The organism is Flavobacterium sp. CS20, from assembly GCF_018080005.1.
Taxonomy (GTDB): Bacteria; Bacteroidota; Bacteroidia; order Flavobacteriales; family Flavobacteriaceae; genus Psychroflexus.
This window is the reverse complement of the sequence record NZ_CP073015.1, coordinates 2,083,741-2,105,231: the sequence shown is the minus strand read 5'-3', so window position 1 is coordinate 2,105,231 and position 21,491 is coordinate 2,083,741. Positions and strand designations below refer to the sequence as shown.

At 34.1% G+C, this 21,491-nt stretch carries 19 protein-coding genes, 1 tRNA gene and 1 pseudogene; 8 read left to right on the top strand and 13 right to left on the bottom strand.

Features of this window, described 5'->3' with window-relative positions; genetic code table 11:
• Positions 1 to 4: 4 nt before the first annotated feature.
• Complete coding sequence (locus IGB25_RS09930; protein WP_256437275.1) at positions 5 to 1,420, top strand: saccharopine dehydrogenase family protein; 1,416 nt, start codon at positions 5 to 7, stop codon at positions 1,418 to 1,420.
• 148 nt (positions 1,421 to 1,568) lie between these two features.
• Positions 1,569 to 4,784 carry a choice-of-anchor I family protein gene (locus tag IGB25_RS09925; protein WP_211064870.1) on the top strand — a complete coding sequence of 1,072 codons (3,216 nt, stop codon included), beginning with the start codon at positions 1,569 to 1,571 and terminating at the stop codon, positions 4,782 to 4,784.
• A 144-nt stretch (positions 4,785 to 4,928) separates the two neighbouring features.
• Here IGB25_RS09925 and IGB25_RS09920 read toward each other — a convergent pair whose 3' ends face one another.
• The 3 genes from IGB25_RS09920 to IGB25_RS14935 all read right to left on the bottom strand — a co-directional run bounded on the left by IGB25_RS09920 (position 4,929) and on the right by IGB25_RS14935 (position 6,262).
• Positions 4,929 to 5,234 (bottom strand): GIY-YIG nuclease family protein, encoded by a 306-nt coding sequence (locus tag IGB25_RS09920; RefSeq protein WP_211064869.1) that lies wholly within the window; start codon positions 5,232 to 5,234, stop codon positions 4,929 to 4,931.
• A gap of 194 nt (positions 5,235 to 5,428) precedes the next feature.
• A complete protein-coding gene (locus IGB25_RS14940) occupies positions 5,429 to 5,710 on the bottom strand; it encodes a phytanoyl-CoA dioxygenase family protein (RefSeq protein WP_247653478.1) in 282 nt (93 codons plus the stop codon).
• A gap of 84 nt (positions 5,711 to 5,794) precedes the next feature.
• Positions 5,795 to 6,262, bottom strand: coding sequence for a hypothetical protein (locus tag IGB25_RS14935; RefSeq protein ID WP_247653477.1), 468 nt, complete (start codon positions 6,260 to 6,262; stop codon positions 5,795 to 5,797).
• A gap of 537 nt (positions 6,263 to 6,799) precedes the next feature.
• On the opposite strand from IGB25_RS14935, the gene IGB25_RS09910 reads away from it, so the two are divergent.
• On the top strand, positions 6,800 to 7,591 hold the full coding sequence (locus IGB25_RS09910) for an AraC family transcriptional regulator (protein WP_371815984.1): 792 nt from the start codon (positions 6,800 to 6,802) through the stop codon (positions 7,589 to 7,591).
• Positions 7,592 to 7,974: 383 nt separating this feature from the next.
• Here the strand turns inward: IGB25_RS09910 and IGB25_RS09905 are convergent, their stop codons facing one another.
• The 4 genes from IGB25_RS09905 to rseP all read right to left on the bottom strand — a co-directional run bounded on the left by IGB25_RS09905 (position 7,975) and on the right by rseP (position 10,510).
• Complete coding sequence (locus IGB25_RS09905) at positions 7,975 to 8,280, bottom strand: GIY-YIG nuclease family protein (protein ID WP_211064867.1); 306 nt, start codon at positions 8,278 to 8,280, stop codon at positions 7,975 to 7,977.
• A 76-nt stretch (positions 8,281 to 8,356) separates the two neighbouring features.
• Positions 8,357 to 8,662, bottom strand: a complete 306-nt coding sequence (locus IGB25_RS09900) for a GIY-YIG nuclease family protein (RefSeq protein WP_211064866.1) — start codon at positions 8,660 to 8,662, stop codon at positions 8,357 to 8,359.
• A gap of 41 nt (positions 8,663 to 8,703) precedes the next feature.
• Positions 8,704 to 8,777: transfer RNA gene (locus IGB25_RS09895), tRNA-Asn, on the bottom strand.
• Between the two features lie 404 nt (positions 8,778 to 9,181).
• A complete protein-coding gene (gene rseP, locus IGB25_RS09890) occupies positions 9,182 to 10,510 on the bottom strand; it encodes an RIP metalloprotease RseP (RefSeq protein ID WP_211064865.1) in 1,329 nt (442 codons plus the stop codon).
• A 149-nt stretch (positions 10,511 to 10,659) separates the two neighbouring features.
• Between rseP and IGB25_RS09885 the strand changes: the two genes are divergently transcribed.
• The 4 genes from IGB25_RS09885 (at position 10,660) to IGB25_RS09870 (ending at position 15,675) form a co-directional block, all read left to right on the top strand.
• Positions 10,660 to 11,337 carry an SCO family protein gene (locus IGB25_RS09885; protein ID WP_211064864.1) on the top strand — a complete coding sequence of 226 codons (678 nt, stop codon included), beginning with the start codon at positions 10,660 to 10,662 and terminating at the stop codon, positions 11,335 to 11,337.
• 124 nt (positions 11,338 to 11,461) lie between these two features.
• Positions 11,462 to 14,650 (top strand): Calx-beta domain-containing protein, encoded by a 3,189-nt coding sequence (locus IGB25_RS09880; RefSeq protein ID WP_211064863.1) that lies wholly within the window; start codon positions 11,462 to 11,464, stop codon positions 14,648 to 14,650.
• Positions 14,647 to 15,471, top strand: coding sequence for a T9SS type A sorting domain-containing protein (locus IGB25_RS09875; protein WP_211064862.1), 825 nt, complete (start codon positions 14,647 to 14,649; stop codon positions 15,469 to 15,471). The genes IGB25_RS09880 and IGB25_RS09875 overlap by 4 nt, the downstream gene beginning before the upstream one ends.
• A 9-nt stretch (positions 15,472 to 15,480) precedes the next feature.
• Positions 15,481 to 15,675, top strand: a complete 195-nt coding sequence (locus IGB25_RS09870) for a hypothetical protein (RefSeq protein WP_211064861.1) — start codon at positions 15,481 to 15,483, stop codon at positions 15,673 to 15,675.
• A gap of 258 nt (positions 15,676 to 15,933) precedes the next feature.
• Here IGB25_RS09870 and IGB25_RS09865 read toward each other — a convergent pair whose 3' ends face one another.
• The 6 genes and pseudogenes from IGB25_RS09865 to IGB25_RS09840 form a co-directional block, all read right to left on the bottom strand.
• Positions 15,934 to 16,209: an ATP-dependent Clp protease adaptor ClpS gene (locus IGB25_RS09865; protein ID WP_211064860.1), complete on the bottom strand. Its 276-nt coding sequence runs from the start codon at positions 16,207 to 16,209 to the stop codon at positions 15,934 to 15,936.
• Positions 16,210 to 16,232: 23 nt separating this feature from the next.
• Positions 16,233 to 17,060, bottom strand: coding sequence for a 50S ribosomal protein L11 methyltransferase (prmA, locus tag IGB25_RS09860; RefSeq protein WP_211064859.1), 828 nt, complete (start codon positions 17,058 to 17,060; stop codon positions 16,233 to 16,235).
• 10 nt (positions 17,061 to 17,070) lie between these two features.
• Positions 17,071 to 17,823: a triose-phosphate isomerase gene (tpiA, locus tag IGB25_RS09855; RefSeq protein WP_211066897.1), complete on the bottom strand. Its 753-nt coding sequence runs from the start codon at positions 17,821 to 17,823 to the stop codon at positions 17,071 to 17,073.
• Between the two features lie 16 nt (positions 17,824 to 17,839).
• Positions 17,840 to 18,919, bottom strand: coding sequence for an ABC transporter permease (locus tag IGB25_RS09850; RefSeq protein WP_247653476.1), 1,080 nt, complete (start codon positions 18,917 to 18,919; stop codon positions 17,840 to 17,842).
• A gap of 33 nt (positions 18,920 to 18,952) precedes the next feature.
• On the bottom strand, positions 18,953 to 20,047 hold the full coding sequence (locus IGB25_RS09845) for a BT_3928 family protein (protein ID WP_211064858.1): 1,095 nt from the start codon (positions 20,045 to 20,047) through the stop codon (positions 18,953 to 18,955).
• A 7-nt stretch (positions 20,048 to 20,054) separates the two neighbouring features.
• Positions 20,055 to 20,597: pseudogene (locus tag IGB25_RS09840) on the bottom strand (DUF1599 domain-containing protein).
• Positions 20,598 to 20,771: 174 nt separating this feature from the next.
• On the opposite strand from IGB25_RS09840, the gene IGB25_RS09835 reads away from it, so the two are divergent.
• Positions 20,772 to 21,488: a hypothetical protein gene (locus tag IGB25_RS09835; RefSeq protein WP_211064857.1), complete on the top strand. Its 717-nt coding sequence runs from the start codon at positions 20,772 to 20,774 to the stop codon at positions 21,486 to 21,488.
• The last annotated feature ends 3 nt before the right edge of the window (positions 21,489 to 21,491 follow it).

Here is a 21,491-nt window from a genome sequence, read left to right as displayed (position 1 = left end):
ATTTATATACCTTCGTAAAAACAACAAAAACAGACAAAAATCATATAAATTTATGCGTAAAATACTCATTATTGGTGCAGGAAAATCTACTGCTTCTTTAGTTCGATTTTTAGCCCAAAAATCTCAAGAACAACAATTAGAAATCACTATTGCAGACAAGGACTTGAAGCAAGCTCAAAAAATGACTAAATTTTCAGAATACTTAAAACCTGAAAGTTTAGATATTTTTAATGCAGATGATAGACAGAAAGCTATAAAACAAGCTGACATTATTGTTTCAATGCTTCCTGCGAGATTTCATATTGAAGTGGCTAAAGATTGTTTGAAATTTGGGAAAAATATGGTTACAGCTTCTTACGTTTCTGAAGCGATGCAAGCATTAGATAATGAAGTGAAATCCAAGGGTTTAACTTTTATGAACGAAATTGGCGTTGACCCAGGTGTTGACCATATGAGTGCAATGCAAGTGATAGATCGAATTAAAAATCAAGGCGGCAAAATGTTGATGTTTGAATCGTTTACAGGAGGTCTTGTTGCCCCTGAAAGCGATGATAATCTATGGCATTATAAATTTACTTGGAACCCCAGAAATGTAGTCGTAGCTGGTCAAGGTGGTGCGACAAAATTTATCCAAGAAGGCAAATACAAATACATTCCTTATCAGCGTTTGTTTAGACGAACTGAGTTTATGAATGTGCCAGAATATGGTAGATTTGAAGGTATTGCCAATCGAAATTCATTGCAATATAGAGATATTTACGGTTTAGAAAATATTCCCACTATATATCGTGGCACATTACGTCGAGTTGGTTATTCAAAAGCTTGGAATGTTTTTGTTCAGCTCGGTATGACAGACGATACATATATTATGGAAAACACCAAAGATATGAGTTACCGTGAGTTTGTTAATTCATTTTTACCTTATTCGCCAACAGATTCTGTTGAGTTGAAGTTGCGACATGATCTTAAAATTGATCAAGATGATTTGATTTGGGAAAAGCTTTTAGAGCTTGATTTATTTAACCCTGATAAAAAAATAGGTTTAGATCAAGCCACACCAGCTCAAGCACTGCAAAAAATATTAGAAGATCAATGGACTTTGCAACCCAACGACAAAGACATGATTGTGATGTATCATAAATTTGGTTATGAATTAAACAATGAAAAACATCAAATTGACTCTACAATGGTCAGTATTGGCGAAGACCAAACTTACACCGCTATGGCTAAAACAGTAGGACTTCCCGTAGGTATGGCTACACTTAAAATTTTAAATGGAGATATAACCCGTAAAGGCGTGTTAAGACCCATTTATCCAGATATTTACAATCCTATTCTAAAAGATTTAGAGGAATATGATATCAAATTTAAAGAACATATGGTAGAATATTTAGGTTACAATATTGAGAATGTAAATTAAATTTTATCAAAAAAACAAATCTTCTTTAGATTTAACCATAACTTAACTTTCATTCTAAATTTCTAAACAATTTATTGATTTTTAGCTAATGTGTTTTAAGATTTAGTGTAATAATTTTAGCCAAAATTTAATCTAAAATTATAGTCTTATGAAACACATTACTTTATTAGCTTTATTATTGATTTCTAGTTGGGCATCTGCTCAGATTATCAGTCAATATGTAGAAACCGATAGCGGGACATCCCCAAAAGGTCTCGAAATTTTGAACAACACAAGTGTAGCAATTGATTTTTCAGTTGATAATCTCATCATAGAAAAAGGAACCAATGGTGGAGCTCCAAGTTCAGATTTTACTATTGATAGTGGTGTTTTACAACCTGGAGAAGTTCTTGTTGTTGGCACCATTGACATGCAGACTGTAGCCACTTCAAATGGTGTTTTGTTTTATGAAAAAGCTTTTACTTTTAACGGTGATGATGCTTTAGTTCTGAAACTTGGGACGACAACTACTGATGTTTTTGGAAGTCCCAATACCGATCCTGGGAGTGCTTGGGAAGGTAATGGCGTTTCAACACAAAACCAAAATATTGCATTATTAAGCAGTATTACTACTGGAGAATTAACGGGTTTCACAGATCCAAGCACAAGATTTGAAACCATCAACACTACGCCTTCAGATATTGCAAATGGTGGTTTAGATGGTTTTGGTGTTGCACCAAGTCCTGGAAGTTTTGACCTTCAAATTACAGAAATATTCTCAGGTCAAGCAGGTAACGATTTAACCGAAGATTGGTTTGAAATCAAAAATAATGGTGGAGTGGCTTGGATATCAGGCGTTGACCCAGATTTATATTACGATGACGAATCAGCAGATGCAACAACCGCCGATTTAATTCAAGGAATTACAGACATTCAACCAGGCGAGTCTGTTGTGGTTTTAATCACAGGCAATACTGCTGATATTACTACTTTTCAAAATGTTTGGGGTGAAGTTTTAGATTTATCCACCGTAGAAATTGGGTTTGTTGATGGTGCTGGACTTGGTAGTGGTGGCGATACTGTCAATCTTTGGTTAGGCGATCCTTTAGCTTCTTCACCTTTTGAAACCGCTTCTTATCCTGATACAGCGACCAACGATGGTCAATCTTATGATGTGGAATTGGCAACTTTTAGCACAGTTGGCAATGCAAACGGGGCAGTTGCAACCTTACAATTAGGCGGTGATCAAGCAGATACACCTAATATTGCATCTCCAGGAAATGCACCAGAATCTACTCAAGTTCAATTGGCTTTTGAAGAAACAGTTGTTTCAGTAGATGAAAATGGAGGTAATGTAACTATTAATGTTTCACCATCAATAGCACCTTCTAATGCATCAAGCGTAGATGTTTCTGTTATGATGGGAGGAACGGCTTTAGACGGCACACATTTTACATTTTCAACTTCAACTTTAAATTTCACTTCTGGTTCTACAGTAGCACAAAGTGTAACGATTCCTATTATTGATAACAATACAGATGATAGTAGTGTATTCTTTGTTTTAGAGTTATCAAACCCAGTTAATGCTACTTTAGGCAACTCTGTTCTACCAGTTTATATTTTAGACGATGACAACGATGTGCCACAAGCAGATGAAACTGTATTGGATATAAATTACCTGAACAGCTATACCGTTGACCCAAATGGTACAGCAGAAATTTCTAAGTTTGACCCAACTACACAACGCTTATTTGTAGTCAACGATACTAAAATTGAAATCATAGATTTATCTGTTCCAACCGCACCTTCAACCATTAGTAATATTGATATAACACCTTTTGGTGCAAGTGCACAAAGTGTTGACGTCAGAAATGGACTTGTTGCCATTGCAGTTGCCGATAATGTAGAAACTAATCCAGGATCTGTTGTTTTTACAGACGTAGATGGCAACAACCCCGTTCAAGTAATGGTTGGAGTTTTACCTGATATGTTAACTTTTACACCTGATGGTAATTCAGTTTTAGTGGCTAATGAAGGTCAACCTAGTCAAGACTATACTATTGATCCAGAAGGCAGTATAAGTAAAATTGATGTTACTGGTGGTTTAGCAGGAATTACCCAAGCTAATGTGACAGAAATTAATTTCAATGCTTTTGATGGACAAGAAGCTTCTTTTAATGCCAATGACATTAGAATTTTTGGTCCAGGAGCTAGTGTTTCTCAAGATTTGGAGCCAGAATATATTACAGTAAGTGAAGACTCTCAAACAGCTTATGTAGTTTGTCAAGAAAACAACGCTTATGCTATTATAGATTTGACCACAAATACTGTAACAGACATTAAATCTTTTGGTTTAAAAGATCACAGTTTACCAGAAAACACTTTAGATACTTCTGACGAAACGGACTTTATTTTTGATGCCAATTGGCCGATAAAAGGCTTGTATATGCCTGATGGCATTGTTACTTATAATATTGGCGGAGTTAATTATCTCATTACTGCAAATGAAGGAGATGCTAGAGAATATGATGCTTTTGAAGAAGAAAGAAATATTACAGATGCTGATTATACCTTAGATCCAGCCGTTTTTCAAGATATAGATATCTTAGCCCTTGAAGCAAACCTTGGAGCTATAAATGTAACCAATGCTTCTGGTGATGCTGATGGAGACGGATTGTTTGAAGAAATTCATATTTTAGGTGGTCGTTCATTTAGTATTTTTAACGCTGATGCTGGAAACTTGGTTTACGATAGTGGCAATGATTTTGCTCATATTACGGCAACTGATCCAGTTTACGGTGCTATATTTAATGCCAGTAACAGTAATAATTCTTTTAAAAATAGAAGTGACAATAAAGGGGTTGAGCCTGAAAATGTGATTGTTAAAGAAATCAATGGCAATTATTACGCATTTATTATTTTAGAACGTATTGGTGGAGTAATGGCTTACGATGTTACAAATCCTTCTGCACCTGTGTTTTTAGAATATGAAAACAATAGAGATGCCACGCCAGGTGGACAAGAAAGTGGAGATTTAGGTCCTGAAGGTATTGTTTATATTGCTCCTGAAGATAGTGGCACTGGTAAAGCTTTATTGGTGTTGTCTAATGAAGTCAGTGCAACTTTATCTATTTATGAATTGAGTAATATTACGCTTTCTACACAAGATTTTGATTTAAACGATTTGAGTTTCAAAGTTTATCCAAACCCTGTGGACTCACTTTTAGAAGCAGATCAAGTTGGGGATTATACCATATTTAATCTTAATGGACAAAAATTGATTGAAATTAAAAATTCTTCAAAAATTGATGTTCAGAGTTTATCAAGGGGAATTTATATTATCAAAAATGAAAAAGGAAATAGCTTGAAATTTATCAAGCGTTAAATTAATTTCTAAGTTTTAAATTTAAACCTGAAAAGCCGTCAATTTTTGGCGGCTTTTTTGTTTTAGAAAACATCACCCTAAAGTTATAAAACTCAAAAGGTGATTATTATTTGTATCCCACCGACTAACTACATATTTGATGTATTATAATTGGAGCATAAATTTGATGTTTAAAAAAACTTCAACTATATCAGGGATAAAATCAGGTTGTGTAAGTTTGACAATCAGATTTCTACTTTTTTGTTTTTTGATAAATTTTTCAATTTTTTCCGCTTCGCCACGAGTTTTGCCAGCTTCAAAAACCGCTTTCAAAACCCACGGTCTGTATTTAGAAGTAAAGGTATTAAATTTAGAAGAGTTGTGTTTCACTAGTCTTTTCCAAGGGTTCAGCGAAGAACCGACATAATATTTATCAAATTTATCTGAGTATAAAATGTAAAGGTAAAACATGATAACAAACAAAAAAGCCTTACGCTAATGTAAGGCTTTTGCTCCTCCTGAAAGACTCGAACTTTCGACCCTCTGATTAATCCCGCATGTGCGATATTACTCAAATGGTTTGTAAATATAAATTTATATTTCTAAAACACCTAAAATGAGATTCCCCCTTTGGTGTTTTACTTTCGATAAGTTCATTTTTAAAATCACCATTTTTTTAAACCTAGTAATTTCTCACCTAAATTTGACAATACTGCTCTTTTATACTTAGTCTGTTCCCAATTTCGAGGATCTCCAGGAAAGGCATATCCTTCGGGTGCAACACGATTCTTCCATGAATTGATACGCCATTTCCTTAGTTCTAGATTGTCCTCCTCTGCGGGCATCATTGAAATATACTGGGCAATTCGCACTCCATTTTCAGAACGATTGGGTCGTATGCCGTGTGGTTGTAAACTATTAAATATCAACAAATCTCCAGCTTCCATAGAGACTTTCGCTAAAGCTAATACGCCTTGAACATTTTGAGGTTTTGTTTCTGGATCATAATCCCAGTGTATAAAACCTTTGTATCAGTGACTAGGACGCATTGGGAAATTCAAATTAGCACGATCTATTGTTACCCACAATTTTTCGGTTCCCCAAATATCGACAAAAGCATCATAGACACGTTGTGTTTGACGATTGTTCCAGAGGTGCTGGTTGTTGTACACTTCTACCATACCTGTTCCAGCGAGTTCCTTCATTTTTATTTTGGCTCGTGGAGCAGTGTACCAAGTTTCTTTATCCTCAGCATTTTTTTCTTCGTATTCCCAAAGAAATTTCGCTGTATTCTTAGCTTGTTCACGTGACACAGCATTTTTAATGACAACATAACCGTTTTCTTTCCAAAAGTTCCATTGTTTTAATGATAAGACTTTAAGAGAATCAGCAGTTGCGGTTTTTCGTAATTTACTTTTGCTACTTTTTGAAGTAGAAGGATTTCCAGGAATATCTCGGTGTTCGTTACCCGTGTTAATTTTTTGTTTTGTTTTTTCCATTGTCTTAAAGTTTAAAATTAGATTTATAAGCGTTTATTTTTTTTTTAACTTATTTATACTTTATTGATATAATTTTTGATACCTATAAGTTGTTTTATTTTTTTAAATCAAATTATCTCTTTTCAAAGTATCTTGAGTTTTAGCTAAACAGATAATAATTTGTTTTGTTAACTCGTGATACTAACAGCTTAGCTACTTTTAAATGTGATTAAATAAAAACATTATTATGTCAATAATTATGTCGTAATTCATTTATATAATTGATATTTAAGATATTAATGTTTTAATTCAATATATCAGTTTTAAAAATACATTATGAATAAATTAAACTCTATTAATATTAGAATTGTGCTAAATATTCAATTACAAAGATTAGTTATAATCATGAATAAAAGTTTAATAGCCTTAACAAGTATTTGTACTATATTGATATATTTCGTTTAATTTTGTATTTATATATATGTGTGTTTGTAAATATTTTCAATGAAAGTTCAGCTAGAAACCATCACTAACAACTTGAATAGATCGTTCAGTTTGATGTTTAATCCGAGACTAAATGATCTGTTCTTTTGGCATTTTCATCCTGAATATGAATTGGTCTATATTGAAGGGGCGGATGGCACACGTCATGTTGGGAATCATATCACTACCTATAAAAATAGTGACCTAGTATTAATAGGGTCAAATATTCCACATTTAAATTTTGATTATGGGGTAGAATCAGACTATAAAAAAGTTGTAGTACATCTCAAAAAAGAATTGGTGGAGACCTATTTTTATGGTACTCCAGAATTGCAAACTATCAATAAACTATTTGAAAAATCAAAACATGGTATTGCGTTCAATAGCGGTTTAAAGAAGCAAATAGGAATAGAGTTATTTGAACTAGAAGAGCTTGATCCAGTTGAGCAATATTTTAAATTACTCAGAATATTAGATAAGCTTTCGAATATTGATGACGTTGAGCTTTTACACAACAGACCATACAACAATCTGAGAAGTGATAAAAATCAAAAAAGGATTAGAAATATCTTTACTTATATTGATAAAAACTATCAAAACAAAATCCAACTGCAAGAGATGGCGAATCTCAGTAATATGACTAAAGAGGCATTCTGCCGTTATTTTAAAAAAATGACAAAACACACATTTACTGAATTTTTAAATCGTTACCGAATTAGTCAATCAAAAAGAATTTTGATGTCAGGTAATACTGTAAGCGATGCTTGCTACAGTTCTGGCTTTGATAGTTTGTCGTATTTTAATCGTGTTTTCAAGAAAATTACTCAAGAAAATCCGACAGAATTTCGAAAAAAATATTTGCATTAATACTTTTCTAAATCGCGAGTAGTTTATGTAATTAAGTTCCCTGATAGATTGGAGTGATATTTTAAATTTCAAATTATACCAATGAAATATGAAATACAAGAAATTTGTAACAGTATTTGAATAATAAACAGTTATAATTAAGGGAAGCCTACAAACTTTACGGGAAAAAACAAATATTCCTGTTATTTAATAGATAATAAGGTATAATAATATCAAAAACGTTGTTAAGAGCTCTTTTGTGTTACAAATTTGTTTCAGTTGATAATTAAAAAGCAGTACACTTATTTAAATTTTCGATTTTAAAACTACACTCAAGGACTTACTTCGATAAACTCGGTATCAACTCTTCAGCCTCAATAGGCTAAAAAACTTGAACCCTCTGATTAATCCCGCACGTGCGGGACTCTAACCAACTGAGCTAGTTTTCCGTTGGGAATAAAATCAGGTTGTGTAAGTTTGACAATCAGATTTCTGCTTTTTTGTTTTTTGATAAATTTTTCAATTTTTTCCGCTTCGCCACGAGTTTTGCCAGCTTCAAAAACCGCTTTCAAAACCCACGGTCTGTATTTAGAAGTAAAGGTATTAAATTTAGAAGAGTTGTGTTTCACTAGTCTTTTCCAAGGGTTCAGCGAAGAACCGACATAATATTTATCAAATTTATCTGAGTATAAAATGTAAAGGTAAAACATCTAAAAAGCAAAAAACCTAGCGTTATGCTAGGTTATATTTGCTCCTCCTCAAGGACTCGAACCTTGGACCCTCTGATTAATCCCGCACGTGCGGGACTCTAACCAACTGAGCTAGTTTTCCGTTGGGAATAAAATCAGGTTGTGAAAGTTTGACAATCAGATTTCTGCTTTTTTGTTTTTTGATAAATTTTTCAATTTTTTCCGCTTCGCCACGAGTTTTGCCAGCTTCAAAAACCGCTTTCAAAACCCACGGTCTGTATTTAGAAGTAAAGGTATTAAATTTAGAAGAGTTGTGTTTCACTAGTCTTTTCCAAGAGTTCAGCGAAGAACCGACATAATATTTATCAAATTTATCTGAGTATAAAATGTAAAGGTAAAACATCTAAAAAGCAAAAAACCTAGCGTTATGCTAGGTTATATTTGCTCCTCCTCAAGGACTCGAACCTTGGACCCTCTGATTAACAGTCAGATGCTCTAACCAACTGAGCTAAGGAGGAATTTAACTCTTTTATTTCAATCTCGATAGCTCCTCTGATTAATCCCGCATGTGCGGGACTCTAACCAACTGAGCTAAGGAGGAATTTAACTCTTTTTATTTCAATTCAAGCTCTCGATATCCCGCATGTGCGGGACCTAACCAACTGAGCTAAGGAGGAATTTAACTCTTTTATTTCAATTCGATAGCTCCTCTGATTAATCCCGCATGTGCGGGACTCTAACCAACTGAGCTAAGGAGGAATTTAACTCTTTTTATTTCAATCTCGATAGCTCCTCTGATTAATCCCGCATGTGCGGGACTATAACCAACTGAGCTAAAAATGGATTTTGCGAGTGCAAATATAATTTAAATTTTAAATACTAAAAAACAAAATTCTTGATTTTTCAAAAAAAATAGACCGATTTAATCTTTAAACACAAAACGATAAATATCATTACCATTAGCATAAAGCACTAAAGCTATCAGCAAAAAGAATCCAATCATTTGGGCGTACTCCAAAACTTTTTCATTAGGTTTTCTGCCACTTACCATTTCATACAATAAGAAAACGACATGACCACCATCTAAAGCTGGAATTGGCAATATATTCATAAAGGCTAAAATAATAGAAATTAAAGCCGTAGTCATCCAAAAGGACTGCCAATCCCAAGCAGGTGGAAATAAACTACCAATAGCCCCAAAACCACCAACTTGTGAAGCCCCTTTTTTGGTAAACACATATTTAAACTGTGCGATATAATCTCTTAAGGTCCAATATCCGTAACTAATCCCAGAGCTAATACTTTCACTTAGTGAATAACTTTTATGCTCAAATCGATCAGCTAGTGAATTTTGAACAGCAATACCAATTTTCTTGTCTTCATTTAACACAATTTCAGTAGTGATTTTTTCTGAATTTGAGTTGATATAAGTCAACTGGATGGTATCGGATTTAGCTCCAGCAACGGCTTTTGTAAAATCATCCCAATAAGGTGTTGATTTTCCATCAACGGCTAAAAGTTTGTCGCCTTTTGCTAATCCTGCTTTGACACCAGGTTGATTAGGCAATACGGAATCAATTATAGGTTCTAGTTTAAAACCAAAAGGAAACATCACACCTTTCTGAAATAATTGACTGCCTATATCCTCAGGAAGTTTAATGGTTTCTCTGTTTCCATCAGCATGTTCTACAGTGATTGTGCTGACATCTCTTAACATCAAATATTTATTGACTTCAGGTTGATTTTTTAATGGCTCGCCATCCACACTTAGAATCACATCACCATCTTGAAACCCATAATCGTATAAGACTTCGTTTACGGCTAAGCCATTGTCTAAATTTTCCTTAGGAATATAATCTGTACCCCAAACAAAAAGCACCATGATATAAATGACAATTCCCACAATAATATTTACAGTAACTCCACCAAGCATAATTATGAGTCGTTGCCAAGCGGGTTTGCTTCTAAATTCCCATGGTTGAGGTGGTTTTGCCATTTGCTCTTTATCCATGCTTTCATCGATCATTCCTGCAATTTTCACATAACCACCAAGTGGCAACCAACCAATGCCATAAACGGTTTCTCCAATTTTCTTTTTAAACAAAGAAAATTTTACATCAAAAAAGAGATAAAATTTTTCAACCCTAGTTTTAAATAGTTTTGCTGGTATAAAATGTCCTAATTCGTGCAATACCACTAAGATTGATAAACTTAAAATGAGTTGTATAGCTTTTATCCAAAAGGTTTCCATAAAATTTTTATATCAAAAAGTTGACAAAAATAGACTTTTAAAATTGCATAAAAAAATATGCCTTTTTTTTATTTTCATCTTAACAAAATATTGTAGAATACATCCACTCAAACTCTTTATAGCATTGGTTATATTTGTAAAAAATTAGAATGCTCAAGTTTTTTTCAAGATATAAGTTTATTGCTGTGGTGATGTTTATCTTATCTGTAATTATCGTCACAATAATTTATAATCTCTACAAACCCGAACCTCGATTAAAAGTTTATCAACCTGATGAATTTACCAAAGAACTTGTAGATACTTCACTTCAACGCGTAAGAAAATTCCATCATATTAGTGATTTTAAGCTGATTAACCAATACGGCGACACTGTAACTCAAGACAATTTTAAAAATAAAATTTACATCACAGATTTCTTTTTTACCACTTGCCAAAGCATCTGCCCAATTATGACCAAACATATGGAAAAAATTCAAGCAACTTTTAAAAATGATGATGAGGTTATGTTGCTTTCACATTCCGTAACCCCACAAATTGATGATGTTGAGCGTTTGCGAAAATACGCAGAAGAGCACAACGCCATAAAAGGGAAATGGCATTTGGTCACTGGCGATAAGAAAGCAATTTACAAATTAGCTCGCCAGTCTTACTTTACCACCAAAACCACAGGCGATGGCGGAAAATACGATATGATTCATACTGAAAATTTTGTATTGATTGACAAAGAAAAACGCATTCGTGGCGTTTATGATGGCACCAATCCCGAAGAAATTGAACAAGCAATTAAAGACATCAAAATTTTAAAGCAAGAATATTTACAACAGTAATTAAGAGATTTTTTTATGCCATATCACACTAAACTATATTTTAATTAATTAACTTATTCTTAAACTTCATTTTCTTTATAAGTAGTTAAATACTTTAACTTTGTTTTATAAAAAAAAACTAAACATGAAAACACTTTACCAAAAACTTTTACTCATCGGTGTTTTAGCCCTTTTGGCTATACCAAATGCCTTTGGACAGACGACGATTTACAACGCAGACTTTTCCAACGAGGGAGATGGTTTTGCAGATCACACAACTTCTAACCCTCCTGCTCCTGCACCAGCAAGTGTAGGTCCATTTGGTACTGCACCAAATTCTTGGATATTAAGTTATACATCAATTCCAGGGACTGATGGCACTGCTAATTCTTTTAAGGTTGTAGGCGGAGTTTTAAAATCAGATGACTGGGGCGGGCAAGGTATTTTTGAGAGTCAAGTAATTGATGTTTCAGGGATGGCTAGTGTTGATATTAGTGCTACTTCAGTGAATTCTGGTGCCAATGATGATAATTTCACTTATTTCTATATTTTAGATGGTGGTGCGAGAGTTAATACAAATATTGGTGCTACTATCACAAGTGATGCTGTTAACTACAATGTCTTAAATTTAGATGTTTCAGCTACTTCAACTTTAGTAGTAGGATTTGAATTTAATGAAAATGGTGGAGGCGACGGTTATGAAACATCTTCGTTTACTGTAACTGGAACACCCTTAACCTCAGACACCCAAGTCAATTTTGCCTCGGCATCAACTTCAGTTTTAGAAAATGCTGGTAGCGTTGATTTAACTTTGAGCATCACCAATGAAGACGATACCAACCCCACTTCGGTTGATGTGATCTTAACCACAGGTAACTCCACCGATATTGGTAATTATACCACACAAACGGTAACTTTTCCTGCGGGTTCAGTCGCTAATCAAACGCTAACGGTTAATGTCACAGATAATGCAATAGATGAAGCCGATAAAAATTTAACTTTTACATTGCAAAACGTTACAGGAGGAACTAATGCCCAAATCGGTGCTCAAAACACATTTGATTTAACGATACAAGATGATGAATTAGCAAGACCAATAGCTTTACCTTACAATGAAGACTTTGCAAGTTGTGCCACAGCAGAATGGACAGCATTTGACCAAGCGGGTTCAAATTCTTGGACTTGCGGTGGTGGAGAATATGCAATGAATGGTTTTTCTGGTGGCACTGGCGATGATATTGATTGGTTAGTCTCTGATTTTAGAATCAATTTTGATGACTTTGCATCGGTTACCATAGCAGTTACAACTGCTGAACAATTTGGTGGTGTAGTTAATGAACCCGGCGAATTTAGATTAGTTTACTCAACTGATTATGACGGTTTAGGCAATCCCACTACGGCAACTTGGACAGACTTGACCTTTGACCCAAATAACACTTCAACTGGCTCTGGCTTGTCAGCACCTTCAACCTTTAATGTTGATGCATCAGGAGTTTCTGGAACGGCTTTTTTAGCCTTTATTTATGACGAAACCGTTACAGGTGCAGATACTGAAGATTGGAGAATTCAAAACATCAATATCATTTCAGGTTCTACACCAATCATAACTTTGTCTGAAACTTCACTTTCTGGATTTACTTATGAAGAAGGCAATGGTCCATCTTCAGAGCAAACTTTTACTGTAGAAGGGACTAATTTAAGTGGTGATCTCAATCTAACAGCACCGACAAATTTTGAAATCTCAACAACTTCAGGTTCAGGTTTTGCAAACTCAATTGCATTAACACCCACAAGTGGCGAAGTTGCAACTACAACAATTTATGTAAGATTATCTTCTGGCTTAACTGTTAACACTTTTAGTGGGACTCTTACAGCAACAAGCTCAGGTGCTTTACAACAAGACCTCAGTTTAGCTGGTGAAGTTACAGTAGCTGGCTTAACAACCATTGCAATAGAAGATTTTGATGGTTCTACGCCAAGCTGGACTTTTTCTAATGACATACTATTTTTTGACAATGGAACTGACGGCAAATATGGTGTATTTCCTGTGTCAACAAATCCAAGTTTAAATAACCCTAATTTTTCTCAAAACGTTTTATTTGAAAATGACTTAGATGACGAAGGAGATAATGGAACTACTGGTTTTGCCACAGTAACTTTTGAAGAAATTTCTGTTGTTAATTTTTCAAATATAACTCTTAGTTTTGATTGGCAAGTGATCAATTATAATGCTAATAATGATGATGCTAAATATGAAATTATAGTCGATGGCGTAAGTCAAGGTGAAGTTTTTCTTGTTGACGGTGGCGTTGATGCTACTGATGGATCTGGAAGTGTTTCTTTTAATGTTCCTGATAACTCAACCAGTGTAAGTTTACTTATTTCTGTTAGAAATAATGGAGGAGATGGTTTTTCTGCATTTGATAATATAAAATTAGAAGGAGTCTATAACGGCGACTTAATTTATACTGCTGGAGCTTGGTCTCCAAACGCTCCAAGTGCTTCTACTGGTGCAGATGATGCTTTGGTTCAAGACGGAACATATGTAACTTCTGGTGATATCAATTTAAATTCTATTTCTGTTCTATCTGGTGCTAATGTTGAAATAAGCTCTGGCAATGTGCTTAATATTGGCTCATCGATAAATAATAATGGAACTTTTACTTTCAAAAGCGATGCAACTAGCACAGCCCAACTTGCTGATGCCTCTGGTGTAAGCATTACTGGAAACGTAACAGTTGAACGCTTCATTCCTGCAGGAGACAACACCCTTAGAGCCTTTAGATTTCTCGCTTCACCTGTAACCACAAGCAATTCTATCAGAATGAACTGGCAAGAAGGTGTCGCGAGCAATACAGATGATCCAAATCCAGGATTTGGAACACACATTACAGGCTCAACTATAGATGGTACAAATGGTTTTGATGGAACAATCTCTGGAAACCCATCTTTATTGCTATTTGATAATTCAACTCAAATCTGGAGTCCAATTGACAATACTGATGTTAATACGTTAGAAGTTGGTAATGCCTATAATTTATTTGTTCGTGGAGACAGAAGTGTTGACTTAACAAGCAGTCCTCAAACGCCCACCAACACTACCTTACGAGCAACAGGAAGTCTAACTACTGGAAGTTTAGATTTATCATCAAGTCTTGCTACAGGCAATGCCGAATGGAGTTTGCTCGGTAATCCTTACCAAGCCATTGTTGATTTTAATGCCTTAACTTTTAATGGTGACATTAATAGCAATATGTTGTTTATTTGGAATCCTAATGCCTCCACACAAGGTGCTTATGAAGCTATTGATAATGCAGACCAGCTCAACAAGTGATACAACCTGGACAAAGTTTCTTTGTACAAAACTCTGCAACAGTTACAACTGCTCCTGGATTGGTATTTACAGAAACGGCTAAAAATACTTCAGGTATGATTACAAGTGTGTTTAACACAGATCAAATCGCAATAGCAAACCTTGAGTTGTATAATCCGAGTGATGTGCGTCTAGATATTGTCAAGTTTAGATTTGAAGCTGGAGCCAATAACGGCATTGATGATTTTGATGCGGGTAAATTATCAAACCCAACTGAAAATTTAGCCTCTGTTAACGGAAATACACTCTTGTCTATTGAAAGACGAGATATGCCTCAAGCAGATGAGATTGTGCCATTGTCTATCACACAATTCCAAACCGCACAATACGAGTTCAGATTAGACACCGCCAACTGGGATGATGCGATTAATGTATATGTGGTTGATAATTATCTCAACACACAAACATTAATAACACCAAATCAAGCCTATAGTTTTAGTGTTGATACAAGTATTCCAGAAAGTATGTCAGAAACCCGTTTTGGCTTAAACTTTGATAACACGACTTTAAGTGTCAATGATAGCAACTTTGGTGCAGGCTTTAGCCTTTATCCTAACCCATCTCAAGATGGGGTATTTAGCATCAAAACGAGAAACTTAAATGGAGACAAGGTTGATGTAAAACTTCACAATATTTTAGGTCAACAAGTTTTGAGCCGAACGTTTAACGTAGAAGCTAATGGCGAAGTAAAAGTTAACGCATCTGAACTCTCATCTGGCGTTTATATGGTAGAGCTTAATCAAGCAGACCAAAGATATAAAAGCAAATTAATCATTAAATAAACAATCAAAATGAAAAGCACAATCTTAAAGACAAGTTTAATTTTAGCCGTGATATTGGTTACAACTTCATCACTTTATGCACAGTTGCCACCTGGCTTTGGCGATACCAATGTAGATGACACCACAGCACCAGCACCTATTTCTGGTTTGGTAGCCTTAGGAGTGATTGTTGGAGCGACGATTGGTTATAAAAAACTAAAATAGCGACGAAAGAGACATATATCCTAGTTTTGATTTAAATCCCACTTCTTTAAAAAAAGAAGTGGGATTTTATTGTTTAATGTTATTTTAGATGTCTCCCATATATACGAGATTCTTAAAACACCTGTTTACCACAGGCTGATACATCGGTATTATGCTTTTTTTAATGACATTATTCTTTCAGATTGGTATAATTTGACATCAATACAATTCTTTCTCTATCCTGACTGCCGTAAATTTGATTAGTCGAACTCTCGTTATTTAAACAATCTCAGCATTGATTCCTTCATCCAAAATCTTAGAACATCGGGGTTTTAAGTCTTTGTATGTACCTGATTTTACAGCACATTTACCTTTGTAGTGAATAAGGATTGTGCATTGTTCAGCTTGGATAGGATCGTGATCACAGGCTTGAATCAATGTTTCAATGACATGGTCAAATGTGTTGACTTCGTCATTATAAACAATGATTTCGTGTTCTTTTGAAATCTGTTCTTCTAAGACAACATCTTCTTGTATTTGTTCTTTTTGACTCATACTGCAAATATAATAGTCCAAAATTAATTTTTCATATATTTTGCACAAATCCAGTCGTTTTTTAATTGGTATTTAACACAATTTAAGTCTAATTCTTGGCAAACATCATCAATTTTGCTTAAATCATTTTCGTAAAATCCGCTTAAAAAAACTTTGCCACCTTTCTTTAAATGTCGATTATAAACAGGTAACTGTTCTAAAAGTATGTTTCTGTTGATATTGGCTAACACCACATCAAATTGACCTTCAATTAGTTCTTCGCCACCTTGTTTTACAGTGATATTTTTACATTGATTTCGGTCTTTATTTTCTAAAGTATTGATAAAACACCATTCGTCAATATCAATAGCTAAAATATGTTTTGCACCCAGTTTTTCTGATAGAATTGATAAAACGCCAGTGCCACAACCCATATCGAGAACCGAAAGATGTTTTAAATTTTCTTCGAGGAGCATTTCCATCATCATATGTGTTGTAGGATGATGACCTGTGCCAAAAGACATTTTAGGTTCGATGATCAATTCATGTTCAACATTAAAAGCCTTGTGAAATGGAGCTCTTATCACACAGTTTGAAGTGATGTAAACGGGTTTAAAATTATCTTCCCAAGTTTGATTCCAATTGACATCTTCAATATCGTGCAATGTGTAACTCAACTCAAAATCTGAATTGTGAAATATTTGACAATCATCAATGTTTAGAGTTGATAAGTGTTCAGTTTTAATGTAAGCCTTAAGCTGATTGTTTTCTTCAACAAAACTTTCAAAACCGAGTTCGTCGAGTTGAGCGATTAAAATTTGTGTGCCTTCTTCTTTAGGTTTTATTTTAAAACGAACTTCCGTGTATGTCATTTTTAAAACTTTAGAAAGCCTTGATTATACTCACAAAATCATCTGCTTCTAACGAAGCACCACCGATTAAACCGCCATCGACATCGGGTTGAGAAAAAATTTCTTTGGCGTTGTTAGGCTTCACGCTACCGCCGTATAAAATCGACGTATTTTCAGCCGTTTCTTGATTATACTTTTCAACCAAAAGCGAACGTATAAACGCGTGCATTTCTTGGGCTTGTTCTGGGGAAGCGGTTTCGCCAGTGCCGATAGCCCAAACAGGTTCATAAGCTAAAACCACTTGTTTGAATTCATCTTTGCTCAATTGAAAAACAGAATCTTCAAGTTGTTGTTTCACTACATCAAAATGTTTGTTGTTTTTTCTGTCTTCTAGAACTTCGCCAATACAAAACATCAACTGCATTCCAGATTGAACCACTTTAGATGATTTTTGTGCTAATAGTTCGTGACTTTCGTTAAAAATAGAACGGCGTTCGCTATGTCCAATAATCACCGTTGAAACGCCAACACTACTCAACATATCTGTGCTGACTTCACCTGTAAAAGCACCGCTATCAGCAAAATGCACGTTTTGAGCCGCAAGTGAAATATTAGAATTTTTTATCAATTCGTTAACGGAATATAAATTTGGAAATGTCGGTGCAATAACCACTTCAACTTTAGTATTTTTAGGCACTTTAGTGGTTAATTCTTTTGTGAGTTGTTGAGACTCTTCAAGGGTTTTGTTCATTTTCCAGTTTCCAGCAACAATGTGTTTTCTCATCATATTTTTATTTAGGTTAAGTAGAATATCTAATTCTTGGGTCGAGCCAAGTGTAAATTATATCTACAAATATATTGATAATGATAAACATAAGTGCAATGATAAGCACAGCACCCATAATAATTGGTAAATCTAAGGTTTCTAAAGCGTTAACAATTTCTTTTCCCAAACCATTCCAACCAAAAATATATTCAACGAAAACGGCTCCAGCAAGCATTGATGCAAACCAACCTGAAATAGCAGTAATCACAGGATTTAATGCGTTTTTAAGTGCGTGTTTGTAAATGATATTAAACTCAGAAAGCCCTTTGGCACGTGCGGTTCTGATGTAATCTTCTTGCAACTGTTCTAATAAAGCATTTCTCATCAATTGTGAGACAACCGCCAAAGGTCTAATGCCAAGCACCACAGCAGGAAGCAGTAAATTTTTTAAAATCAAATGTCTTTGCTCACCAAAATCATCTAATTCATAAAGATTTCCTGTCATGTTTAAACCCGTTAAATCTTTAAGTACATAAGCAAAAAACCAAGCAAATAAAATAGCACTGAAAAAAGAAGGCAAGCTCATCCCTAAGGTGCTTAGCAGTTGAATACTTTTATCTAAAACCGTGTCTTGGAAAATAGCTGAAAAAATACCGAGTAAAATTCCTACGAGTAATGCAATCGTAATCGCACTGATAGCCAAAATAGCGGTATTAGGCAAAGTTTCAGCAATAATTGAAGCTACAGTTCGACCATTTTGCTGAAATGATTCTCTTAAATATGGCGTTTTGAGAGCGATTTCGTAATTTGAAATACTAAATAATTGTGTTGCTTTATATTTATTTGAACTTAACGAAGTGTAATGATTGTCATCTTTTTTATGAATGGATAATGGCGATAAATCATTTAAATAGTATAAATACTGCACTGAAATAGGTTGATCAAAACCATATTTTTGTTTGATTTTATCAATTTGTTCTTGCGATTGGTTTTGACCTAACATCATTTGAGCTGGGTCTCCAGGCAATACCGAAAACATAAAAAATATAACCGTGACCACACCAAATAAGGTGAGTAATGCGTAGCCTATTCTTTTAAATAATAAAATCAGCAAAGTTGTATATTTTAAACTCTGATTGAGCGTAATCTAAAACTCTAAATCTTCAGCATCATGCCAATGCACTTTTTGTTTGATGGTACCTTTGTTCAAAACTAATAACCCAGGGTTAGAACGCACAATGGTTTTGATAGCGGTTTCATCTGCAAAGTAAAAATCGAGCTCGGTTTGTAATTGTTCATTTATTATGTTTTGTGCTTTTATGCCTGATGAAGTCAACACAATCAGCTTATAGCCTTTTGATTTTGCTTTTTCAAGAACAAGTTGAATCGCTTTCCAAGCTTCAATTTCGCTTTTAGATAAATTATAAGATGCTATCATAAGCAATTGAGGTTCAGCCATCAATTCTTCGGTATAATCTTCTCCGTTTTTTTCTAATGAAAAATCGTGAATTGGCGGAATATAACCTTCATCAACAAGCTCAGTTTCATATTCAATAAGTTCGCCGTCAACTTGTGGATAACTGCCTTGAGTGGTTATGGTTTTTTCTTCACCGTCAATATTAAATTTCCAATGATAATTATAAACAGCTTTTTGTGCACCTTCTGGCACAGTCATCGACTCGGGAATGTTGGCACCGATGTGGTATGGTCTAAAATCCACAACAGGTAAATGGTTTAAGCCATAATAGCTTAAATATCCACTAACCACAAACGCAATTAAAAACACCACAAACGCCACAGATTTTGGCAGAATGGGTTTGAGATATTGTTTTTTAAAGAAAATAAATAGAATTAAAACCAATAAAATCAGGTCTTTATAAAATGATTGCCAAGGATTTAATGGAATAGCATCACCAAAACATCCACAATCTGTTACTTTATTGAAAAAAGCCGAATAAAAGGTTAAAAACGTAAAAAAGATAATCATCAATAACAAGCTCCATCGTGTGAATTTAGGAGCAAAACCGAGTAATAAAGTTAGACCGAGAAGCAATTCAAAAATTACGATAAAAACTGATAGAGGCAATGCTAATGGGACTAAAAATTCTAATTCAAAAACACCAGGACCAAAATATTCTTCTAGCTTATACGAAAAACCCAAAGGGTCAACGAGCTTAACATATCCACTGAAAATGAATAAAGCTCCTACTATTATTCTTGCAATTTGATAGATATATTTCATAACTTCATTATTTTGATTCTTTCATTAATATTAAAGCAAATACAGCATAGTTCAGCATATCTTGATAGTTGGCATCAACACCTTCACTGACTTGAGTTTGGTCTTTGTTGTTTTCTATTTGTTTGACTCTCAATAGTTTTTGTAAAATTAAATCGGTAAGCGAACTCACACGCAAATCTCGCCAAGCTTCACCGTAATCGTGGTTTTTGTTTTCCATCAAAGCCTTCGTGTCTTTGACCACTTGATCGTAAAGTTTTGTGGCTTCTTCAACGTCTAAATCGGGTTGTTGAGCTACGCCTTTTTTAAGTTGAATCAAAGCCATAGCCGAATAATTGATAATACCAATAAATTCACCTTCTATATCATCGGCAACTTTTTGAGGTTTACCGTCTTGCAAACTTCTGATGCGCTAGGCCTTGATAAAAATTTGATCGGTCAGTGATGGTAATCTTAAAATACGCCACGCACTACCGTAATCAGACATTTTTTTTATAAAAAGTTCTCTGCATTTTTTGATTACATCATCAAATTCTTGTGAAGTCTTGCTCATACATTTTAACTTAAATTCTCAAATATAAAACACATGTCTTAAACATTGTCTATTTTTTTAAAATTAAAAACCGAATTATCAATTCTAATTAAATATCTACTTAACGGACGTTAAATTTTAAAAATTCTGTTGCACAAATAAAAAGTAGTTTATAGTTTTATAAAAAATTGAAAGATGAAAAGGCTTAATTTATTAAAAAAATTAGATAAAGAACGTTCTAAAGCAAATGAAGATAAGCTTTTGGATGATGTAAAGAGTTTTTTAAATCAACTTCAAAATGAGGATGAAAACATTAGAAAGCAAGTTTTAAAAAACATAGATTCTGATGATGATGTGAATGATTTTGTATTTGACGATTTAGACACCAAACGCATTTATCATATCTCTCAGATTGAAAAAATATGTGTGAATTACCGTTTGCGGTTTTTAAATTCTAACTTATTTAAAGGTGATTTGCCACAGGAAGCAATACAAGAAATCAAACGCCTTAATACTGAACACCATACAGAATTAAAAGGCTTTAAAATCATAGCACCATCAAAATTATTTAAATTAAAAAACGCTGATGATCCTATTTTAATGGCATCAATGGGAAATGACTACTATTATTTTATCCACAAATGGGGTGACGATTTACATCCTTTACGCAGGTTTTTGGTTTGGCCAGTCAAAACCTTAGAAAATTTTGTTTTTTCAATGTTTGCGTTGAGTTTAATTATCACATCATTAGTGCCGAATGGTCTTTTTATGAACGAAAATTCTAACACAGAATTTTTCCTTTTATTTATTTTTATGTTTAAATGGTTATTGGGAATGGCAATTTATTATGGATTTGCTAAAGGTAAAAATTTTAATACGGCGATTTGGCAAAGCAAATATTTTAATGCTTAACTT